Source organism: Amycolatopsis sp. MEPSY49 (assembly GCF_051337345.1).
Classification (GTDB): Bacteria; Actinomycetota; Actinomycetes; order Mycobacteriales; family Pseudonocardiaceae; genus Amycolatopsis.
In genome coordinates, this window is sequence record NZ_JBDLYJ010000008.1 from 270814 (window position 1) to 287778 (window position 16965).

17 protein-coding genes are annotated in these 16965 nt (G+C 72.0%); 11 read left to right on the forward strand and 6 right to left on the reverse strand.

Features of this window, described 5'->3' with window-relative positions:
- The first annotated feature begins 328 nt into the window (after positions 1-328).
- From ABFJ78_RS32390 to ABFJ78_RS32405, 4 genes are read left to right on the forward strand one after another with little or no spacing between them, the layout of a single operon-like run.
- Positions 329-1171, forward strand: coding sequence for a hypothetical protein (locus ABFJ78_RS32390; protein ID WP_436390470.1), 843 nt, complete (start codon positions 329-331; stop codon positions 1169-1171).
- Positions 1172-1193: 22 nt separating this feature from the next.
- Complete coding sequence (locus ABFJ78_RS32395) at positions 1194-1793, forward strand: TetR/AcrR family transcriptional regulator (protein WP_436390472.1); 600 nt, start codon at positions 1194-1196, stop codon at positions 1791-1793.
- On the forward strand, positions 1790-2974 hold the full coding sequence (locus ABFJ78_RS32400) for a Glu/Leu/Phe/Val dehydrogenase dimerization domain-containing protein (RefSeq protein WP_436390474.1): 1185 nt from the start codon (positions 1790-1792) through the stop codon (positions 2972-2974). The genes ABFJ78_RS32395 and ABFJ78_RS32400 overlap by 4 nt, the downstream gene beginning before the upstream one ends.
- Positions 2975-2989: 15 nt before the next feature.
- Complete coding sequence (locus ABFJ78_RS32405; RefSeq protein ID WP_436390476.1) at positions 2990-4012, forward strand: LLM class flavin-dependent oxidoreductase; 1023 nt, start codon at positions 2990-2992, stop codon at positions 4010-4012.
- On the opposite strand, the gene kstD is transcribed toward ABFJ78_RS32405, so the two are convergent.
- On the reverse strand, positions 4009-5724 hold the full coding sequence (gene kstD, locus ABFJ78_RS32410) for a 3-oxosteroid 1-dehydrogenase (protein WP_436390478.1): 1716 nt from the start codon (positions 5722-5724) through the stop codon (positions 4009-4011). The genes ABFJ78_RS32405 and kstD overlap by 4 nt on opposite strands.
- Positions 5725-5903: 179 nt before the next feature.
- Here kstD and ABFJ78_RS32415 point away from each other — a divergent pair, with 179 nt between their 5' ends.
- Together ABFJ78_RS32415 and ABFJ78_RS32420 are read left to right on the forward strand one after the other, a co-directional pair.
- On the forward strand, positions 5904-6602 hold the full coding sequence (locus ABFJ78_RS32415; protein ID WP_436390729.1) for an SDR family NAD(P)-dependent oxidoreductase: 699 nt from the start codon (positions 5904-5906) through the stop codon (positions 6600-6602).
- A 10-nt stretch (positions 6603-6612) separates the two neighbouring features.
- A complete protein-coding gene (locus ABFJ78_RS32420) occupies positions 6613-7338 on the forward strand; it encodes a nucleotidyltransferase domain-containing protein (protein WP_436390480.1) in 726 nt (241 codons plus the stop codon).
- Here the strand turns inward: ABFJ78_RS32420 and ABFJ78_RS32425 are convergent.
- Both ABFJ78_RS32425 and ABFJ78_RS32430 read right to left on the reverse strand, forming a co-directional pair.
- Positions 7335-8615 carry a 6-phospho-beta-glucosidase gene (locus tag ABFJ78_RS32425; RefSeq protein ID WP_436390481.1) on the reverse strand — a complete coding sequence of 427 codons (1281 nt, stop codon included), beginning with the start codon at positions 8613-8615 and terminating at the stop codon, positions 7335-7337. The genes ABFJ78_RS32420 and ABFJ78_RS32425 overlap by 4 nt on opposite strands.
- Positions 8612-9355, reverse strand: coding sequence for a DeoR/GlpR family DNA-binding transcription regulator (locus ABFJ78_RS32430; RefSeq protein WP_436390483.1), 744 nt, complete (start codon positions 9353-9355; stop codon positions 8612-8614). Before ABFJ78_RS32430 ends, ABFJ78_RS32425 begins: the two co-directional genes overlap by 4 nt.
- A 113-nt stretch (positions 9356-9468) precedes the next feature.
- On the opposite strand from ABFJ78_RS32430, the gene ABFJ78_RS32435 reads away from it, so the two are divergent.
- The 5 genes from ABFJ78_RS32435 (at position 9469) to ABFJ78_RS32455 (ending at position 13324) form a co-directional block, all read left to right on the forward strand.
- Positions 9469-10497 (forward strand): carbohydrate kinase family protein, encoded by a 1029-nt coding sequence (locus ABFJ78_RS32435; RefSeq protein ID WP_436390485.1) that lies wholly within the window; start codon positions 9469-9471, stop codon positions 10495-10497.
- Positions 10497-11195 (forward strand): heavy metal-binding domain-containing protein, encoded by a 699-nt coding sequence (locus ABFJ78_RS32440; protein ID WP_436390487.1) that lies wholly within the window; start codon positions 10497-10499, stop codon positions 11193-11195. Before ABFJ78_RS32435 ends, ABFJ78_RS32440 begins: the two co-directional genes overlap by 1 nt.
- Positions 11196-11297: 102 nt before the next feature.
- Positions 11298-12095 carry a heavy metal-binding domain-containing protein gene (locus tag ABFJ78_RS32445; RefSeq protein WP_436390489.1) on the forward strand — a complete coding sequence of 266 codons (798 nt, stop codon included), beginning with the start codon at positions 11298-11300 and terminating at the stop codon, positions 12093-12095.
- 9 nt (positions 12096-12104) lie between these two features.
- Positions 12105-12923: a heavy metal-binding domain-containing protein gene (locus ABFJ78_RS32450; protein WP_372669481.1), complete on the forward strand. Its 819-nt coding sequence runs from the start codon at positions 12105-12107 to the stop codon at positions 12921-12923.
- Positions 12923-13324 (forward strand): hypothetical protein, encoded by a 402-nt coding sequence (locus ABFJ78_RS32455; protein ID WP_436390491.1) that lies wholly within the window; start codon positions 12923-12925, stop codon positions 13322-13324. Before ABFJ78_RS32450 ends, ABFJ78_RS32455 begins: the two co-directional genes overlap by 1 nt.
- A 12-nt stretch (positions 13325-13336) precedes the next feature.
- Here the strand turns inward: ABFJ78_RS32455 and ABFJ78_RS32460 are convergent, their stop codons facing one another.
- The 3 genes from ABFJ78_RS32460 to ABFJ78_RS32470 all read right to left on the reverse strand — a co-directional run bounded on the left by ABFJ78_RS32460 (position 13337) and on the right by ABFJ78_RS32470 (position 16907).
- Entirely contained in the window at positions 13337-14098 is a 762-nt protein-coding gene (locus ABFJ78_RS32460) for an alpha/beta fold hydrolase (protein WP_436390493.1), read from the reverse strand.
- A gap of 74 nt (positions 14099-14172) precedes the next feature.
- Positions 14173-14781, reverse strand: a complete 609-nt coding sequence (locus ABFJ78_RS32465; protein WP_436390495.1) for a TetR/AcrR family transcriptional regulator — start codon at positions 14779-14781, stop codon at positions 14173-14175.
- A gap of 74 nt (positions 14782-14855) precedes the next feature.
- Positions 14856-16907, reverse strand: coding sequence for a PQQ-dependent sugar dehydrogenase (locus ABFJ78_RS32470; protein ID WP_436390497.1), 2052 nt, complete (start codon positions 16905-16907; stop codon positions 14856-14858).
- Between the last annotated feature and the right edge of the window lie 58 nt (positions 16908-16965).

Genomic DNA, 16965 nt, shown 5'->3' on the forward strand with positions numbered 1-16965 from the left:
AGGGCTCCCAGGAGAAACCCTTCTCAGCACCCGGTTCAGGGCCTCCCGCAGCAATCCCCCGCCAGCTGGCTCTGGGTCTCCTGGCAACAATCGTTCCCAGCCCGGCAATCCCACGAGCCGCGGCCGCACCGCCGCCGGCGCACCAAGCCTTTGGCCAGCAACAGCTTTCCTCCGCCCACTCCACCGAACCCGCCGCCGGTCAGCGCCGCGGTTCAAAGCCGTCCGACTCACCATCGCCGACCGACCACAAAACACCACCCCTCCGCAACCGAATACTCCCTCCAAAACCCTTTGCTCCCAGCCAAATCCCCTCCCTACCCTGAACCCCATGACGAACCGACCGTTCCGGTGGGACCTGGTGCGTCCCGACCAGGTCGGGACGCTCCTCGACCACACCGAAAAACCCCGCCTCTGGTTCCTCGAAGACCTCACCGAAGCCACCGCGAAAGTCCTCGCCCGCTGCGGCAACGGCGAACTCCACTTCGTCGGGCGCTCGCTCGACAGCATGCACGACCTCCTCGGCGGGGCTCTCGAACGCACCTCCTGGCACGATCGTGTCCACCAGCTCCCGATCTCGCTCAAGCCGCGACTGCGCTACAGCCGGCGAGACGTCGAAACCCTCAGGGAAAACCTCGCCGAAAACGGCATCACCCCCTACTCGCTCGCGCGCGGGACCCGGCCCACCGTCTTCGTCGATCTCGTCTTCGAAGGCGATACCTTCACCGAGCTCTACCTGCGGCTGCGGGACTGGATCGACGACGAACGCGAGGCCTGGCACGTCATCCGGCGCAAGCTGCGATTCCTCGGCGTCACCCTGCGGCAGCAGCCCGTCCGGCCCGATGCCTGGCGCTGGCAGGAAGACGCCGACTGGACGCGGGAACTGCCCGCCGCCGCCGTGCGGAACGTCTCGCTCGCGCGGGACGTCTGGTTCTACTTCGGTGACGACCAGCCGAAGCTGACCCCCTCCTTCCCGCGGCAGCGGTGGACCGATGAGACCGTCCGGACGCCCGATCACGGCAAGGCGACCCGGCGCGCGCTGGCCGAGGCTTTCGCTCTCGTCGAGGCCGGGCGGTCCGCCGAAACGCGGGATCGGCTTGTCCGGACCATCTCCGCCGAACCCGCGATCGCCGGGCCGTGGCTGCGGGCGCTCGTCACCGAACTGCGGCTCTGACCCACCCGGGTACCGTTGCCCCATGAAGCGCAAGGAGGTCGCCGTCCGGCGGGAGGAGATCCTGCTCGCCGTGCTCGACCAGGTGCGGCTGCGGGGCATCGCCGGGCTGCGGGCCGCCGACGTCGCCCAGACCCTCGGGGTCAGCACCGCGCTCGTCTTCTACCACTTCGGCACCCTCGAACGCCTCATCATCGAGGCCTTCCGGCACGCGGCCGAACGCAACCTCGCCGTCCTGCGCGACGAACTCGCGCAAAGCGGCCCGGCCGGGGAACGGCTGCGTGCCGTCCTCCTCCTCTACGGGCCGACCTCGCCCACCGCCGGGTGGCACCTGTGGATCGAGGCCGGCGCCGCCGCGATGCGGGACGCCGAACTGCGGGACGTCGTCCAGCGGCTCGACCTGCGGTGGCGCGACGCCGTCGTCTCGCTCATCACCGAGGGTGTCGCCGCCGGCGAGTTCCGCTGCCCCGATCCGCACGGTGCCGCGTGGCGGCTGACCGCCCTGCTCGACGGGCTCGCCGTCCAGTTCGTCGCTCGCGAAGGCACCGTCACCGCCGGCGACTGCGCCCGGTGGGTCGAGCAGGCGCTGGCCCACGAACTCGCCCTGACCGCGGAGGTCCGATGACCGAGCCGGCCCTGCTCGAAGTCGCGTGGACCGACCCGGTCACCGGGTGCCGCGGCTACCTGGTGATCGACCGGCTGGTCCGCGGCGTCGCCAGCGGTGGCCTGCGGATGCGCCGCGGCTGCACGCTCTTCGAAGTGCGCGGCCTGGCCCGGGGCATGACGCTCAAGGAAGGTCTCAACTACGACCCGGACGGCCGTTACGTCCCGCTCGGCGGCGCCAAGGGCGGCATCGACTTCGACCCGTACGACGAGCGCGCCCGCGACGTCGTCGCCCGCTACCTGCACACCATGCGGCCGCTGATCGAGCGCTACTGGACCATGGGCGAAGACCTCGGCCTGCGCCAGGACGTCATCGACGGCATCATCGCCGAAATCGGGCTGCTCAGCTCGGTCCAGGCGGTCTACCCGCTGCTCGAAGACCGCGACGCCGCGACCGAACGGCTGGCCGACGCCTTCCGCATCGAGGTCGGCGGCCTGGGGCTCGACGAGCTGGTCGGCGGCCTCGGCGTCGCCCAGGCCACGCTCACCGGGCTGGAGATGCTCGGGCTCGGTGGGCCCAACCGCGCGGTGGTCCAGGGCTTCGGCTCGATGGGCGGCGCGACCGCGCGGTTCCTCGCCGAGGCCGGGCTGCGGGTCGTCGGCGTCTCGGACGTGCGCGGGGTGGTGGTGAACCCGGACGGTCTCGACGTCGAGAACCTCTTGCGGCACCGCGACCGGTTCGGCGGCATCGACCGCGACCACCTCCGGCCGGGCGACGAGCTCCGGCCGCCGGAGGCGTGGCTCGACGTGCCGGCCGAGGTGCTCGTCCCGGCGGCGATCTCGTACTGCGTCGACAGCGACAACCAGGCCAAGATCGGCGCTAAGCTCATCGTCGAGGCGGCGAACATGCCCGTGACGGCCGACGCCGAGGAGCTGCTCGGCGCCCGCGGGATCCGGGTGCTGCCGGACTTCGTGGCCAATTCGGCGACCAACTCCTGGTGGTGGTGGACGCTGTTCGGCGACGTCGGTGCCGACGCCGACGAGGCCTTCGGCAAGGTCCGCACCCGGATGCGCGACCTCGTGACGGCGATGTTCGAGCGCGCCACCCTCGACGGGCTCAGTCTCCGCGCCGCCGCGCTGCAGCTGTCGGAGAAGAACCTCGAAGCCATCCAGGCCCGCTTCGGGAACGAATCCACCCCCTAGATAGTTGAACGCTCTATGAAACTCGGCATCTACAGCTTCGGCGACCGCGCGCCGGACCCCCGCACCGGCGAGCAGCTGTCCGTCGCGCAGACGCTGACCAACACCCTCGAACGCATCAAGCTCGCCGACGAGCTGGGCCTGGGCTTCTACGGCCTCGGCGAGCATCACCTCGACCAGTACGCGATCTCCAACCCGGGCACCGTCCTGGCCGCCGCGGCGAGCGTCACCACGCAGATCACCCTCAGCTCCGCCGTCACCGTGCTGAGCACCGAGGACCCCGTCCGCGTCTACCAGCAGTTCACCACCCTCGACCAGCTGAGCCACGGCCGCGCCGAGCTGCTCGCCGGCCGCGGGTCGTTCACCGAGTCCTTCCCGCTCTTCGGCAACGACCTCGGCGACTACGACGAGCTGTTCGAGGAAAAGCTCGCGCTGCTCCTGCACATCGACCGCGAAGACCCGCTCACCTGGTCCGGCAAGTTCCGCCCGCCGCTGGACAACGCGCGCATCCTGCCCCGCCCGTATGGCGACCACCTGCGCATCTCGATCGGCACCGGCGGCAACCCCGAATCGTCGATCCGCGCCGGGCTGCTGGGCCTGCCCGTCGTCTACGCCGTGATCGGCGGGCGCCCGGAGCGCTTCGCCCCGCTCGTCGACCTCTACCGCCAAGCCGGTGAAGCGGGCGACCAGCAGGACCTCCACGTCACCATGGGCGCCATCGGCTTCATCGCCGAGAAGTCCCAGGACGCCAAGGAAACCTTCTACCCGTACTGGCTCGAGACGATGAAGTACGGCGCGAAGGCCCGCGGCTGGGCGGTCCCGACCCGCGCCGAGTACGACTCCTACACCCACGACGCGCAGGCGCTGTTCGTCGGCAGCCCGCGGGAGATCGCCGACCGGCTGATCACCGTCGGGAAGCTCACCGGCGCCGACCGGTACGCGCTGCAGATGGACTGGTCGGGCGTGCCGCACAAGGACGTCATGCGCGCCATCGAACTGCTCGGCACCGAAGTGCTTCCCCTGGTGGAAAAGGAGTTCTAGACGTCGTTCCCGGCGACGAACCCGAACGTCATCGCCGGGCCGATGGTCGAGCCCGCGCCCGCGTAGCTGTGGCCCATCACCGCCGCGCTCGCGTTGCCCGCCGCGTACAGGCCCGGGATCACCGAGCCGTCGGGCCGGAGCACGCGGGCGCGGGCGTCCGTGCGCATGCCGCCCTTCGTGCCGAGGTCGCCGGGCACGATCTTGAACGCGTAGAACGGCGGCGCCCACAGCGGTGCCAGGCACGAGTTGGGCAGCACCAGCGGGTCGGTGTAGTAGTGGTCGTAGGCGCTCGCGCCGCGCCGGAAGTCACCGTCCACACCGGACCACGCGAAGCCGTTGAACCGGTCCACCGTGGACTTCAAGGCGGCCGGTGGCACGCCGATCGCCGAGCCCAGCGACTGGATGCTCGACGCCTTGAAGACCGCGCCCGACGCGTACCACGCGTCGGGCAGCGGCAGCAGCGGCAGGGTGTCGCGGAACAGGTACTTGTTCCGGTAGTTCTGGTCGACGACCAGCCACGCGGGAATGTCCGGCTCGGTGGGGTTCTTGTCGTACATGACGTGCACGACGTCGCTGTAGGGCGCGGCTTCGTTGACGAACCGCTTGCCCGCCTGGTTGACGATCAGGCCGCCGGGCAGCGTCCGCTCGGCCAGGCAGAAGTACGGGTCGCCCGGGATCGGGATGGCCGGGCCCCACCACGCGTCGTCCATCAGGTCCAGCGCCGCGCCGGCCCGCTGCCCGGCGCGATGGCCGTCGCCGGTGTTCTCCTTCGCGCCGACCGTCCACGCGGTGCCGATCGGCTGCCGCTGGTACTGCGCGCGCATCGCGGCGTTGTGCTCGAACCCGCCGGACCCGACGATCACGCCGCGCCGCGCGCGCACCAGCCCCTGCGGCGTCAAAACCCCGGTCACCGCGCCATTCTCGACGTTCAGGTCGAGCAACGGCGTATTGAGCAGCACCGGGACGTTCGCCCGCAGCAGGCCGACGCGCAGCCCGGCGGCGAGCGACTGCCCCATGGTGAGCGGCTTCTGCCCGGCCAGCGCGGCGGCCGTGCCGCGGGCGAGGCACGCGGCGGCGACCGCCGCGCCCTTCGCGTTGACCGCGGCCAGGTTCAGCCACTTGTAGTCGGTGCTGAACACCACCATGCCGGCCGGGGTGGCGAGGTACGGCGGGTTCAGGTTCGCGAGTTCGGCGCCGAGGAGGTTGCCGTCGAACTGGGCCGGCTCGATCGAGCGGCCGTTCGGCAGCCCGCCCGGCAGCTCCGGGTAGTAGTCGCTGTAGCCCTCCATCCACCGGAACCGCAGCGGGCTGTTCGCCATGACGAACGAAATCATCGCGGGGCCGTTGCGCAGGAACGCTTCCTGCCGCGCGGCCGGGACGTCCGGTCCGACGACGGCGGCGAGGTACTGCGCGGCCTTGGCCGGCGTGTCCGGCACGCCGGCGGCGAGCAGCACCGGGTTGTTCGGGATCCAGATCCCGGCGCCGGAGCGCGCCGCGGACCCGCCGAACGTCGGCGCCTTCTCCAGCACGACGACGCTGAGCCCGCGCTTGGCCGCCGTCAGCGCGGCGGTCATCCCGGCGGCGCCGGCGCCGACCACGACGACGTCGTACTCCGCCACGGTCGCGGCGGTCGCAAGCCCGGGGGCCATGGCGAGGCCCACGCCCGCCGCGGTGCCGCGCAGGATCTGGCGGCGGGTCAGCTCGGCATCCATGGCGCACATCGTGTCGGTCCACTCGGGAAACTGGAACAGGTTCTACCCGCTTGGAGCAGCGCGGTAGGCCACTGGTCCGAACCCGTGACGACATTCGCCGCACAAGTTGACGGCATCCTCAGGTTGTGGCTAAGTTGAGAGCAGTCTCAAGTTAATTCGAGGAGGACCTTTTGTCCAAAGTGATCGCCGTCCTGGGGGTCGGCCCGGGGCTCGGCCTGTCGATCGCCCGCCGGTTCAGCCGAGAAGGCTTCACGACGGCGCTGGTCTCGCGCACCGACACCCGGCACGCGAGCTACCGCGAGTCCGTGGGCGGCACCACGCACACCTACACCGCGGACGTGACCGACCCCGCCGAACTGGAAGCCGTTCTAGCGCGCATCGAAGCCGACGCGGGCGAGCTCGACACGGTGTACTTCGGCCCGGCGGACCTGTCCGGTCCCCGTCCCGTCCCGCTCACCGAAGCGGGCGCCGACGTAGTGCGCGCGCCGTTCGAGTCGATCGTGGTCCCGGCGGCGAGGCTCGTCGAAGCGGTCCTGCCCCGCATGCTCGAACGCGGTTCGGGCGCGCTGCTCTTCGCCGGCGGCCTGAGCGGCAAGTACCCGATGCCGATGCTCGGCAGTTTCGCGCCGGCGTCGGCGGCGTTGCGCATGTACGTCCTGACGCTGCACGCGGCCCTGCGCGAAACCGGCGTCTACGCGGGCGCGTTGACGATCGGCGGCCTCATCGAGCGCGGCGACATCCACCGGGAGTTCACGTCCCAGGACCACGGGTTCACCGCCGGGACGCTGAACCCGGACGACATCGCGGACGCGGCGTGGTCGCTGTACACCGACCGGAAGGAGGCCGAAGCGGAGTTCACCGCGATGGCGGCGGTCTAGCCTGGGGATCATGTTCACCCCCGGGGATCGTACCCAGCTCCGCGACGCCCTGGTCGACGCGGCCCGGTCGGACGAGCGCGTCACCGGCGCCGCGCTCACCGGCTCGGCCGCGCTCGGCGCCGAAGACGCGTGGTCGGACATCGACCTCGCCTTCGCCGTCGACGGCGACCCCGAGCCGGTGCTCGCGGACTTCACCGCGCGGATGTACCGCGAGCACGCCGCGGTGCACCACATGGACGTCGTCTTCGAACGGACCGTGTTCCGGGTCTTCCTGCTGGCGAACACCCTGCAGGTCGACCTGGCGTTCTGGCCGGCCGCGGACTTCGGCGCCACCACGCCGAAGTTCCGGCTGCTGTTCGGCACGGCGCGGGACCGTCCGGCGACCCCGCCGCCGGACGCGCGCCGGCTGATCGATCTGGCGTGGCTGCACGCCCTGCACGCGCGGTCGAGCATCGAACGCGGGCGCGGCTGGCAGGCCGAGTACATGATCGGCCGGGTCCGCGAGTACGCACTGGCGCTGGCTTGCCTGCGGCACGGCGTGCCCGCGGTCGAGGGCCGCGGCCTGGACCAGCTGCCCGCCGCCGTCGCGGGCCCGTTCGAGGCGACCCTCGTCCACGACCTCTCAGCACTCGAACGACCGTTCCACACCGTCGTCGAGCTGCTCATCGGCGAAATCGAGCACGTCGACACCGGCTTGGCTCAGCGGCTGGCGCCGCTCCTGCGAGAGATTTCCTAAGCCAGGTAAGCGAGTTCCGGGTGCGCGGCGACGTAGGCGTCGAGCAGCCGCCGCGCCACGGAGACCGAATCGACCAGCGGGTGCAGCGCGAACGCCCGCAGCGCCGCCGCGCGCGAACCCGTCGTCGCCGCTTCGATCGTCGCCCGCTCGACGGCCTTGACCGCCGTCACCAGGCCCAGCGCGTGGCCGGGCAGCGGCCCGGTGGCGAGCGGCCGCGCGCCGTTCGCGTCGACCTCGCACGGCACCTCGACGACCGCGTCCGCCGGCACGCCCGGGAGCGCGGATCCGTTGCGGGTGTTGAGGATCAGCGTCGTCCGCTCGCCGCGCGCGATGGCCCGCATCAACGCCAGCGCGACGTGCTCGTAGCCGCCGCCTTCGAGATCGTCACGCTCTCCTTCGCGTGTCTCGGCCATGTACGTCGCTTCACGCTCCAGCCGCGTGCGTTCCCACGACGCCAGCGAAGGTTCGGCGTAGAAGCCACGTTGCTGCTCCAGCAGCTGAGCGCCGCGCGACGCCGAACCGCCGGCTTCGCGCGCGAAGTAGTAATAGTGCAGGTACTCGTTGGGCACCGAGCCGAGCGCGCGCAGCCAATCCGCGCCGAAGAGCTTGCCCTCCTCGAAGGATTCGAGGGTCCCGGTGTCGGCGAGCAGCTCCGGCAGAACGTCCGACCCGCCGACCCGGACCGCGCGCAGCCAGCCGAGGTGGTTGAGGCCGGCGTAGTCGAACCACGCCGTCGCCGGGTCGATCCCCAGGGCCCGCGCGACGCGGCGACACAGCCCCACCGGCGAGTCGCAGATGCCGAGCACGCGGCCGCCGAGGTGCGCGGCCATCGCTTCGGTGACCATCCCGGCGGGGTTGGTGAAGTTGATGACCCACGCGCGCGGCGCCAGCTCGGCGATCGTCCGCGCGAGCTCGACGGCGACCGGGACCGTCCGCAGCCCGTACGCGATCCCGCCCGCGCCCACGGTTTCCTGCCCCAGCACGCCTTCCGCGTGCGCGATCCGCTCGTCCAGCCGGCGCCCGCGCAAGCCGCCGACGCGGATGGCGGAGAACACGAAGTCCACATCGGACAGCGCGGCCGTCAGGTCGGTGGTGGTACGCACCCGAGGCGCGTTGGCCACGCCGTGCGCCTGTTCGGCCAGGACCCGCTCGATCGCCGCCAGCCGCCCGGCGTCGACGTCGTGCAGGACCAGCTCGGTGCCGCCGCCGTCCGCCAGGAGCGCGCCGTGCACCAGCGGCACGCGGAACCCGCCCCCGCCCAGGATCGTGAGCCTCACCGCAGCACCTCGACGCCGGCCTCGCGCAGGACCGCGCAGGTCGGCTCGTCGGCCCCGGGCGTCGTGACGACGACGTCGAGCGCGTCCGGCCCGCACACCCGCGCCAGCCCGGTGCCGGGGAACTTGCCGGCGTCGGCGAGCAGCACCACGCGATCGGCGGCCGCGACCATCGCGCGTTTGACCGGCACCTCGACGACCGTCGAGTCCAGCACGTGCCCGTCGGCGCGGACGCCGCTGGTGCCGAGGAAGACGGTCCCGGCGCGCACCTGGCGCAGCGCGTCCTCGGTCAGGAATCCCACCATCGAGTGATAACTGCGCCGGACCACGCCGCCGAGGAGGACGAGCTGGACGTCGTCGGCGTCCTTCAGCTCTTCGTAGACGGCGAGGCTGCTGGTGATCACCGTCAGCGCGCGGTCACGCAGGTGGCGTGCCAGCCGGTGCGCGGTGGTGCCGATGTCGAGCAGCACGGTGTCGCCGTCGGCGACCAGGCCCGCCGCGCGCCGGGCGACGGCGTCCTTCTCGTCGGCGCGCTCGGCGGCCACGTGCGCGAACGGCTCGTCGCCGGCCGCCATCGCCCCGCCGTAGACGCGGGTCAGCCGGCCCTCGCGGCCGAGCCGCACCAGGTCCCGGCGCACGGTCGCCTGGCTGACGCCGAGCCGCTCGGCCAGCACGCCGACCGGCGCCGGGCCCTCCGCGCGGAGGGCCCGCAGGATCAGCTCGTGGCGACGCTGGGGCAGCATGCGGGGACGATAGCAGTCAAACCCGCTCACCAGCCGATCGAGTTTGCGCGGCTCTTGCGCATTTCGCGCATCTGAAGCACGCTCGTGCGCAACCTCGATCCCCGGAGGCGCCCGTGCCGGAAGAGTCCGTACCCGACATCGATGTCTTCCTGTCCGGCCTGCTGTTCTTCGACCTGGTCTTCACCGGGCTCGAGCACCCGCCGGCGCCGGGCACGGAGGTGTGGACGGGTGGCATGGGCTCCGGGCCGGGCGGCATCGCGAACTTCGCGGTCGCGCTGAGCCGCCTCGGCCTGCGGACGTCGCTGGCGGCCGCGTTCGGCACCGACGTCTACGGGCGCTACTGCTGGGACGTCCTGTCGCGGCAGGAGCACATCGACCTCTCGCGGTCGCGCCGGTTCCCGGAGTGGCACTCCCCCGTCACGGTCTCGCTGGCCTACGCCGGCGACCGCGCGATGATCACCCACGGCCACCCGCCGCCCGTACCGGTCGCCGAGCTGGCCGGGTCGCCGCCGCCGAGCCGCGCGACCGTCGCGCACATCGGCCTCGACACCGCCGAGTGGGTCCACACCGCGCACCAGGCCGGCAGCCTCGTCTTCGCCGACGTCGGCTGGGACCCCTCGGAGACGTGGTCGGCGACGCTGCTCGACCAGCTGGCCTGCTGCCACGCGTTCCTGCCCAACGACGTCGAAGCCATGCGCTACACCCGCACGGACAGCCCGGAAGCGGCGCTGGCGAAGCTCGCCGACCACGTCCCGGTCGCGGTGATCACCCGCGGCGCGGCGGGCGTCCTCGCGGTCGACGGCACCACCGGCGAGACGGCGGACATCCCGGCGCTGCCGGTCAACGTCCTCGACGCGACCGGCGCGGGCGACGTCTTCGGCGCGGGGTTCGTCGCCGCGACCCTGACCGGCTGGCCCCTGGCGGACCGGCTCCGGTTCGCGGGTCTGACGGCGAGCCTGTCGGTCCAGCACTTCGGCGGCGCGCTCGCCGCCCCGGGCTGGCACGAGATCGCCGAGTGGCACACGCGCACCCGCCTGCCGGACTACGCGTTCCTCGACGACGTCCTGCCGGCCGAGACGATCGCCGAGACGTCCCGCCGCGGCCCGGTGACGCTCGGCTTCGGCGACGACAGCTGGCGCTAGTGCACCCCCGCGCCGGCCGCTACACGACGTCGGGGCTGCGGACGTCCCTGCTGTCGGTGCCGGGCGCGGTGGGCGCCGAAGCGGTCGGGCTGCGGCCGGTCGGCGAGGTGATGGGCTGCGTGGTCTCGCAGTCGGAGGACCTGGTTTCGGGCCTGCGCCACGGCTACGCGACGGCGCTGGACCGGCTGCGCGCGGAGGCGACGGCGCTGGGCGCGGACGGCGTGCTGGCGATCGGCTGCACGGTCACCCGGGTGAGCGCGACGGTCCGCGAGTTCGTGGTGCTGGGCACGGCGGTCCGGGCCGTCCGCGGCAAACGGCCGCCCCGGCCGTTCACGACGGGCTTGCCCGGCCCGGACGTGGCGAAGCTGCTGCTGGCGGGCTGGGTCCCGGTGACGCTGGCGATCGGCATCGGCGGCGACCGGGCGTACGACCTCGCGATGACGGACCGCCCGGACTCGGAGGCACCCATGCCGACGGAGCTTGTGACGTGGGTCCGCGCGGCGGCGCGGGCGGAATTCCAGGCGGCGGTGCGGCAATCGGGCGCGGACGGCGGGTTGGTGACGTCGACGACGTTGCGCGCGTGGGCGTTGGGGAATACCGGAGCCGCGGCGGTGGCGAGCGTGTTCGGCACGGCGATCGCCCGGTTCGGCACCGGCCCCGCGCCGACGGCCACCCGCGGTGTCCTCCCGCTCGGCTGATCGCGACCTTCCGGACATACTCCGTGATCGCCCCGCGACCGCCGTCCGACCGCGCGAATCCGTGCCACGATGGGAGCTGAGCCGGTCGAAGGAGGTCAGCCAGTGCCCGAATGGGACGGTCGTGGCCTGCCGCCCGTCGCGCGGGCGCGCGTCGACCGCTTCGCCGCGTCCGGGCTCAAGACCTCCCTGCTCAGCGTGCCCGGCGCGGTCGGCGCCGAAGCCGCCGGCTTCACGCCCGTCGGCGAGGTCATGGGCTGCGTCGTCCAGCAGGTCGGCTGGGCCGGGCTGGGCGTGTGGGCCGACGACCAGGTCAAGCTGCTGGCGGACCTGCTGCGCCAGGGCTACACGACCGCGCTCGACCGGCTCGGGCAGGAAGCCACCGCCCTCGGCGCCGACGGCGTCCTCGGCATCGAGGTCACCATCACCGCCCTCGACGACGTCATGCAGGAGTTCACCGCCCTCGGCACGGCCGTCCGCGCCGAAACCCGGCAGCGCCCGCACCGCCTGTTCACCACCGACCTGCCGGGCCAGGACGTCGGCAAGCTCATGCAGGCGGGCTGGGTGCCGGTGCGCATGGCGGTCGGCGTCGCCGGGCGCGCGCACTTCGACTACAACATGCAGTACCAGGTCAACCCGCTGGCCGGGAACACCGAGGTCGACGCGCCGACGAAGGTCGTCACCGAGGTCCGCGGCGCGGCGCGCGCGGAATTCGCCCGCGCGATCCGCGACTGCGGCGCCGACGGCGGCATCGTCTCGGGCATGACGCTCCGGACGTGGCCGGTGCAGGAGATCGCGGTGGCCGGCACCGCGACCGTGACCGGCACCGCGATCGCCCGCTTCCACGAAGGCCCCGCCGCGCCCACCAGCGCGCTCAAGATCCTGCCGTTGAACCGTTCCTGAGGAGGCTTCGTGACCACCGCGGACCCCGCCGCGCAGCACATCCCCGAGGATGCGATGCGCCGGCTCGCCGAGATGCGACCGGGCCAGAAGACCAGCCTGTTCACCTCGGACCTGAGCGTCAACGAGTTCCTCCTCGTGCGCGAAGCCGGCTTCCGGCCGCTCGGGCTGGTGCTCGGTTCGAGCATCTACCACGTCGGGTTCCAGATGGGCCGGTGGAGCAAGAACCAGGAGCTGGACCGGCTTTCGCAGGCGATGTACCACGCCCGCGAGCTCGCGATGTCCCGGATGGAGGCGGAGGCGGACGTCCTGGGCGCCGACGGCATCGTCGCGGTCCGGCTGGAGATCGAGTTCAAGGAGTTCGGCAGCGACCTCGCCGAGTTCATCGCCGTCGGCACCGCGGTGAAGGCCGACGAACCCGGCGAATGGCGCAACAACACCGGAAAGCCGTTCACCTCCGACTTGTCGGGGCAGGACTTCTGGACGCTGGTGCAGGCCGGTTACGCGCCGCTGGGCATGGTGATGGGCACGTGCGTCTACCACATCGCGCACCAGCGGTTCCGGCAGATGATGGGCAACATCGGCCAGAACGTCGAGATCCCGCAGTACACGGAGGCGTTGTACGACGCGCGCGAGCTGGCGATGTCGCGGATGCAGGCCGAGGCGGAGCAGCTGGAGGCGGAGGGCATCGTCGGGGTGCAGCTGCTGTCGCTGCCGCACCGCTGGGGCGGCCACACGACGGAGTTCTTCGCGATCGGCACGGCGGTGAAGCCGTTGCGCGCCGACCACCACATCGCCAAGCCGCAGCTCGTGCTGCCCCTCACCGACTGATGGGCGGCGAGCTGGACTTCCACCTCGTGGCGGCGGCCCTGCGCACGGACCGCGCGGACGTCGAGTCCTACCACCGGGTCCTGTCGGAGACCCTCGGCAGCGCGCTGCCGCCGGGCATGGTCGAGGTCGACCGGCACCGCACGTTCGCCGACCGCGTGGCGGGCCGCGACGGGCAGGCGACGGCGGTGCGGGTCCGGACGCCGGACCGGGTGCTGGTCCTGAGCGCCGGCAAGCACGGCGGCGTCGCGGCGGAGATCCACCAGGTGGTGCGGGGCGTGGTGATCAGCCGCAAGGAAACCGCGATCGACGATTGGCTGGCGGCGTTGGCGCAGGAGTTGACGGCATTGGCGGCGAAGGACGCGAGAGCGCGGGACGCGCTCTCGCGTCTCCTCGGCGGTTAGCGCGGTCGCCGGCTAACCGTCCAAACGGGACCAGAACGCGGTCAGGGCGCGCGCCACCGGGTGCGGGTCCGTCACCGGCCACCAGTGCCCGGTACCGGCGAGTTCGGCGAGCTCGGCACCGGCGGCCTCGGCCGCGAACCGGTGCTGCGCGGGGGTTCCGCTGGCCTGGTCGACGTCGGCGAGGGCGATCAGGGCGAGCCCGGGCCGTTGCCGCGCCTTCGCGAGGCCGCGGCCCGCCTCGGCCATCACCGGCTGGGCGGCCGACCGCAGGAGCGAGAGCACCGCCCGCCCCATGCCGTCGTCCATCCCGGCGGCCACGCGTTCCGCGGCCGGACCGGTCATCCCGAGCGCGTTGACGACCGCCAGCCGCTGCTCGAACGTGCCGCCGAAGATTTCCTTCACCGACGCCTCGCCCGCGCCTTCCTGCTGCCACACCTGGGCCCGCGCGTGCCAGACGTAGTCCGGGGCGAAGAGGCCGAGTGCGTCCGATGCCCAGCTGCGGATCAGGTCCGGGCGGGTCATCGCGATCTGGACGACGTGCCCGCCGCCCCAGTCGTGACCGACGAGGTCGACGGGCTCCTTGAACTGCTCCAGCCGCGCGGCGAGCCAGTCGCGGTAGCCCTCGACGGTGGCGGAGAAGCCCTCCGGCGCGGGCACCCCGAAGCCGGGCGGCGACAGCGTCACGGCGTCGTCCCGGCCCAGTGCGGCGATCAGCGGCCCCCACACGCCGGTGTTCTCCGGATTGCCGTGCACGAGTACCAGGGGAACAGCCATCTTTCGCTCCTTACTTGCGTGCATGTACGCAAGTAAGTGTAGCAGTGGCCGGTAGGGGCGACCACGACCCGAAGCTACGGCGTGACGGCGAACGCCCCGCGCACCGAGCGCGTCGCCTCCCGGATGAGGGCAGGGACGTTGCGCACCGGGGGCTGGGCGATGAGCTGCAGCCCGGTCCCCCGGACCAGGGCGACGACCAGCACGGCGGCCGCGGCCGGGTTCGCGTCGGGCCGCACGGACCCGTCGGCGACGCCCTGGCGGACCACGTCCGCCAGGAGCTGCCGGAAGCCGGCGTCCCGGCGGGCGAACAGCGGGGCCAGCACGGGGTCGGCCGCGATCGCCTCGCCCCACAGCTGCAGGAACGCCCGCGCCGACGGAGTCCGCCGCACGACGTTGCGCAGGTACGCCTCGACGATCCGCACCAGGTGGTCCAGGCCGTCGCCCGCGTACTCGGGGACGTCGAACTGCTGCGCGGAGTCGAGCACGGCCTCGAGCAGCCGCTCCCGGCTGCCGAAGTGGTGGTAGACGATGCCGCGGCTGTAGCCGGCGGCTTCCCCGACCTCGGCGAGCGTGACGGCACGGGATCCGCTGCGCGCGATGAGCGCCATGGCCGCGTCAAGCACGCGCCGCTCGGTCTCGGCGCGTCGTTGCTCCTGCGTTCGCCTCGCCGGACGATCGGTCATGCGTCGTGCTCCCCTGCGTGGCGTAGTGGTCGACGAAGTGTGCCACGCTCCGCCGACCACCGCCCCGGCCGGACCTAGCCGACCGTCACCCGCAGGATCTTGTTGTGGCTGTTGTGCGGCGTGCTGTCCTTGTCACCGTCCACACTGGTCGCCAGCCACATCAGCCCGCCCGGCGCCGGCTCCACCGTGCGGAGCCTGCCGTACGTCCCGCTGAAGAACGTCCGGAAATCCGTCAGCGAGCTGCCGCTGATCACCGCCCGGTACAGCCGCGCGCCGCGCTGGCACGCCACGTACAGCGCGTCGTGGATGATCGTGATGCCGCTGCACGATCCCTGCGCCACCGGGTACGTCTTCTTCGGCGCGATGGATCCGCCGCACGAACCCGACGTCCCTTCGCACGACGGCCAGCCGTAGTTGCCGCCCTTCACGATCAGGTTCGTCTCGTCCATGATGCTGTTGCCGAACTCCTGCTCCCACAACCGGCCCTGCGAGTCGAACGCCAACCCCTGCACGTTCCGGTGCCCGTAGCTCCACACCGCGTTGTGGAACGGGTTGTCCGCCGGGATCGAGCCGTCCGGGTTGATCCGCAGCACTTTTCCGTTGGGGCTGCTGGTGTTCGACGCGTTGTCGCCGTTCTGCGCGTCGCCCGTGCCGGCGAACAGGTAGCGGCCGTCCGGGCTGAAGCGCAGCCGGCCGCCGTTGTGGAACTTGTTGCGCGCGATGCCGGTCAGCAGGACCTGCTCGGTGCTCGTGGTGAGCGAGTCGGCGGCCGGGTCGTACTTGATCCGCACGATCCGGTTGTCGTTCGGCGAGGTGTGCATGATGTAGAGCCAGTGGTCGGACGCGAACGACGCCGGGTTGATCTCCAGCCCGGTCAACCCGCCTTCGCCGTCGGTGCTCTGGACGTTCGGCACGGTCCCGATCGTCTTCTTCGCCCCGGTCTTCGGGTTCAGGTGGACGATGGCGTGCGCGTCACGCTGGTTGTAGAGGATCGTCCCGTCCGGCAGGGTCACCAGGCCCCACACGACGTCGTCGTCGGTGCCGACCTGCGTCGCCCCGCAGACCCCCTGCGACGGCGTGCAGCCCGACCCGCCGGTGGTCGTGACGTCCAGGACCGGCGTGCTCGGGTCGCTCAGGTTGCCGTTCGCGTCGACGGCCCGCACCTGCAGGTGGTAGGCCGTGTCCGGGGTCAGGCCGCCGAGCGTCGTGCTCGCGGTGTCGGAGGTGCCGATCTGGTTGCCGGAATTGAAGATCCGGTAGCCGGCGACGCCGACATCGTCGGTCGAGGCGGTCCACGCGAGACCGATCGACGTGCTGGTGACCGCGGTCGTGTGCACGTTCCCCGGCACCGACGGCGGATTGTGGTCGTCCGACGGCGGTGTCTTCACCGACAGGGTGCCGCTGGCCTGCGAGACGTTCCCGGCCGCGTCACGCGCGTTGACGTAGAAGCCGTACGTGCCGTTCGGGCCGAGGTTGCCGCAGGTGGCCTGGAGCGCTCCGGTCGTGCTGGCGCAGAGCTGGCCGTCTCGGTAGACGTCGTAGCCCACGACTCCGACGTCGTCGCTCGCCGCGGTCCACGAGACGGTCGCGCTGGTCGCGGTGACCGCGTCGAGGGTCGGCGTACCGGGCGGCGTCGGTGGTGTGACGTCCCCGGCCGACCCGTAGACGCCGAACTCCTGCAGCGAGTAGCCCTTCGACGCGTCGGTGCGGCAGCGTTTCGTGCCGTACACCCGGACGTAGCGGCCGGTGCCGTCGAGAGACGTCAGGTCTTCGACGCCACCCTTGCCCGTGGTGGTCGCGTAGATCTTGGTCCACGTGACGTGGTCGGCGGAGGTGTCGATCTCGTACGCCGTGGCGCAGGAAGCGTCCCACTGCAACCGGACGCGGCTGACGTGCGCGGCCGCGCCGAGGTCGACGTAGATCCACTGTGGATCGACACCGGCCGCGCTGGCCCAGCGGGTCGCGGAGTCGCCGTCGACCGCGTTCGCCGCCGGGCAGCACCAGCCCGACGACGACGCCGTCACCGGCTTGCCTTGTGACAACAGGGAATCCGCGGCCCCCGCCGGGGTGATCGTCGCGGCGACCAGCGCGAGCGCGATCGCCCCCACCCGAATCCGTCTGCCCATTACCGTCCTCCAGGAGTGCTGACGACGGCGGAGGTCGGAAAAAACCTTACGAGCGAGC

Coding starts and splice junctions, on each gene's coding strand:
- ABFJ78_RS32390 (WP_436390470.1), top strand. CDS start 329: ATGACGAACCGACCGTTCCGGTGGGACCTGGTGCGTCCCGACCAGGTC.
- ABFJ78_RS32395 (WP_436390472.1), top strand. CDS start 1,194: ATGAAGCGCAAGGAGGTCGCCGTCCGGCGGGAGGAGATCCTGCTCGCC.
- ABFJ78_RS32400 (WP_436390474.1), top strand. CDS start 1,790: ATGACCGAGCCGGCCCTGCTCGAAGTCGCGTGGACCGACCCGGTCACC.
- ABFJ78_RS32405 (WP_436390476.1), top strand. CDS start 2,990: ATGAAACTCGGCATCTACAGCTTCGGCGACCGCGCGCCGGACCCCCGC.
- kstD (WP_436390478.1), bottom strand. CDS start 5,724: ATGGATGCCGAGCTGACCCGCCGCCAGATCCTGCGCGGCACCGCGGCG.
- ABFJ78_RS32420 (WP_436390480.1), top strand. CDS start 6,613: ATGTTCACCCCCGGGGATCGTACCCAGCTCCGCGACGCCCTGGTCGAC.
- ABFJ78_RS32430 (WP_436390483.1), bottom strand. CDS start 9,355: ATGCTGCCCCAGCGTCGCCACGAGCTGATCCTGCGGGCCCTCCGCGCG.
- ABFJ78_RS32455 (WP_436390491.1), top strand. CDS start 12,923: ATGGGCGGCGAGCTGGACTTCCACCTCGTGGCGGCGGCCCTGCGCACG.
- ABFJ78_RS32460 (WP_436390493.1), bottom strand. CDS start 14,098: ATGGCTGTTCCCCTGGTACTCGTGCACGGCAATCCGGAGAACACCGGC.
- ABFJ78_RS32465 (WP_436390495.1), bottom strand. CDS start 14,781: ATGACCGATCGTCCGGCGAGGCGAACGCAGGAGCAACGACGCGCCGAG.
- ABFJ78_RS32470 (WP_436390497.1), bottom strand. CDS start 16,907: ATGGGCAGACGGATTCGGGTGGGGGCGATCGCGCTCGCGCTGGTCGCC.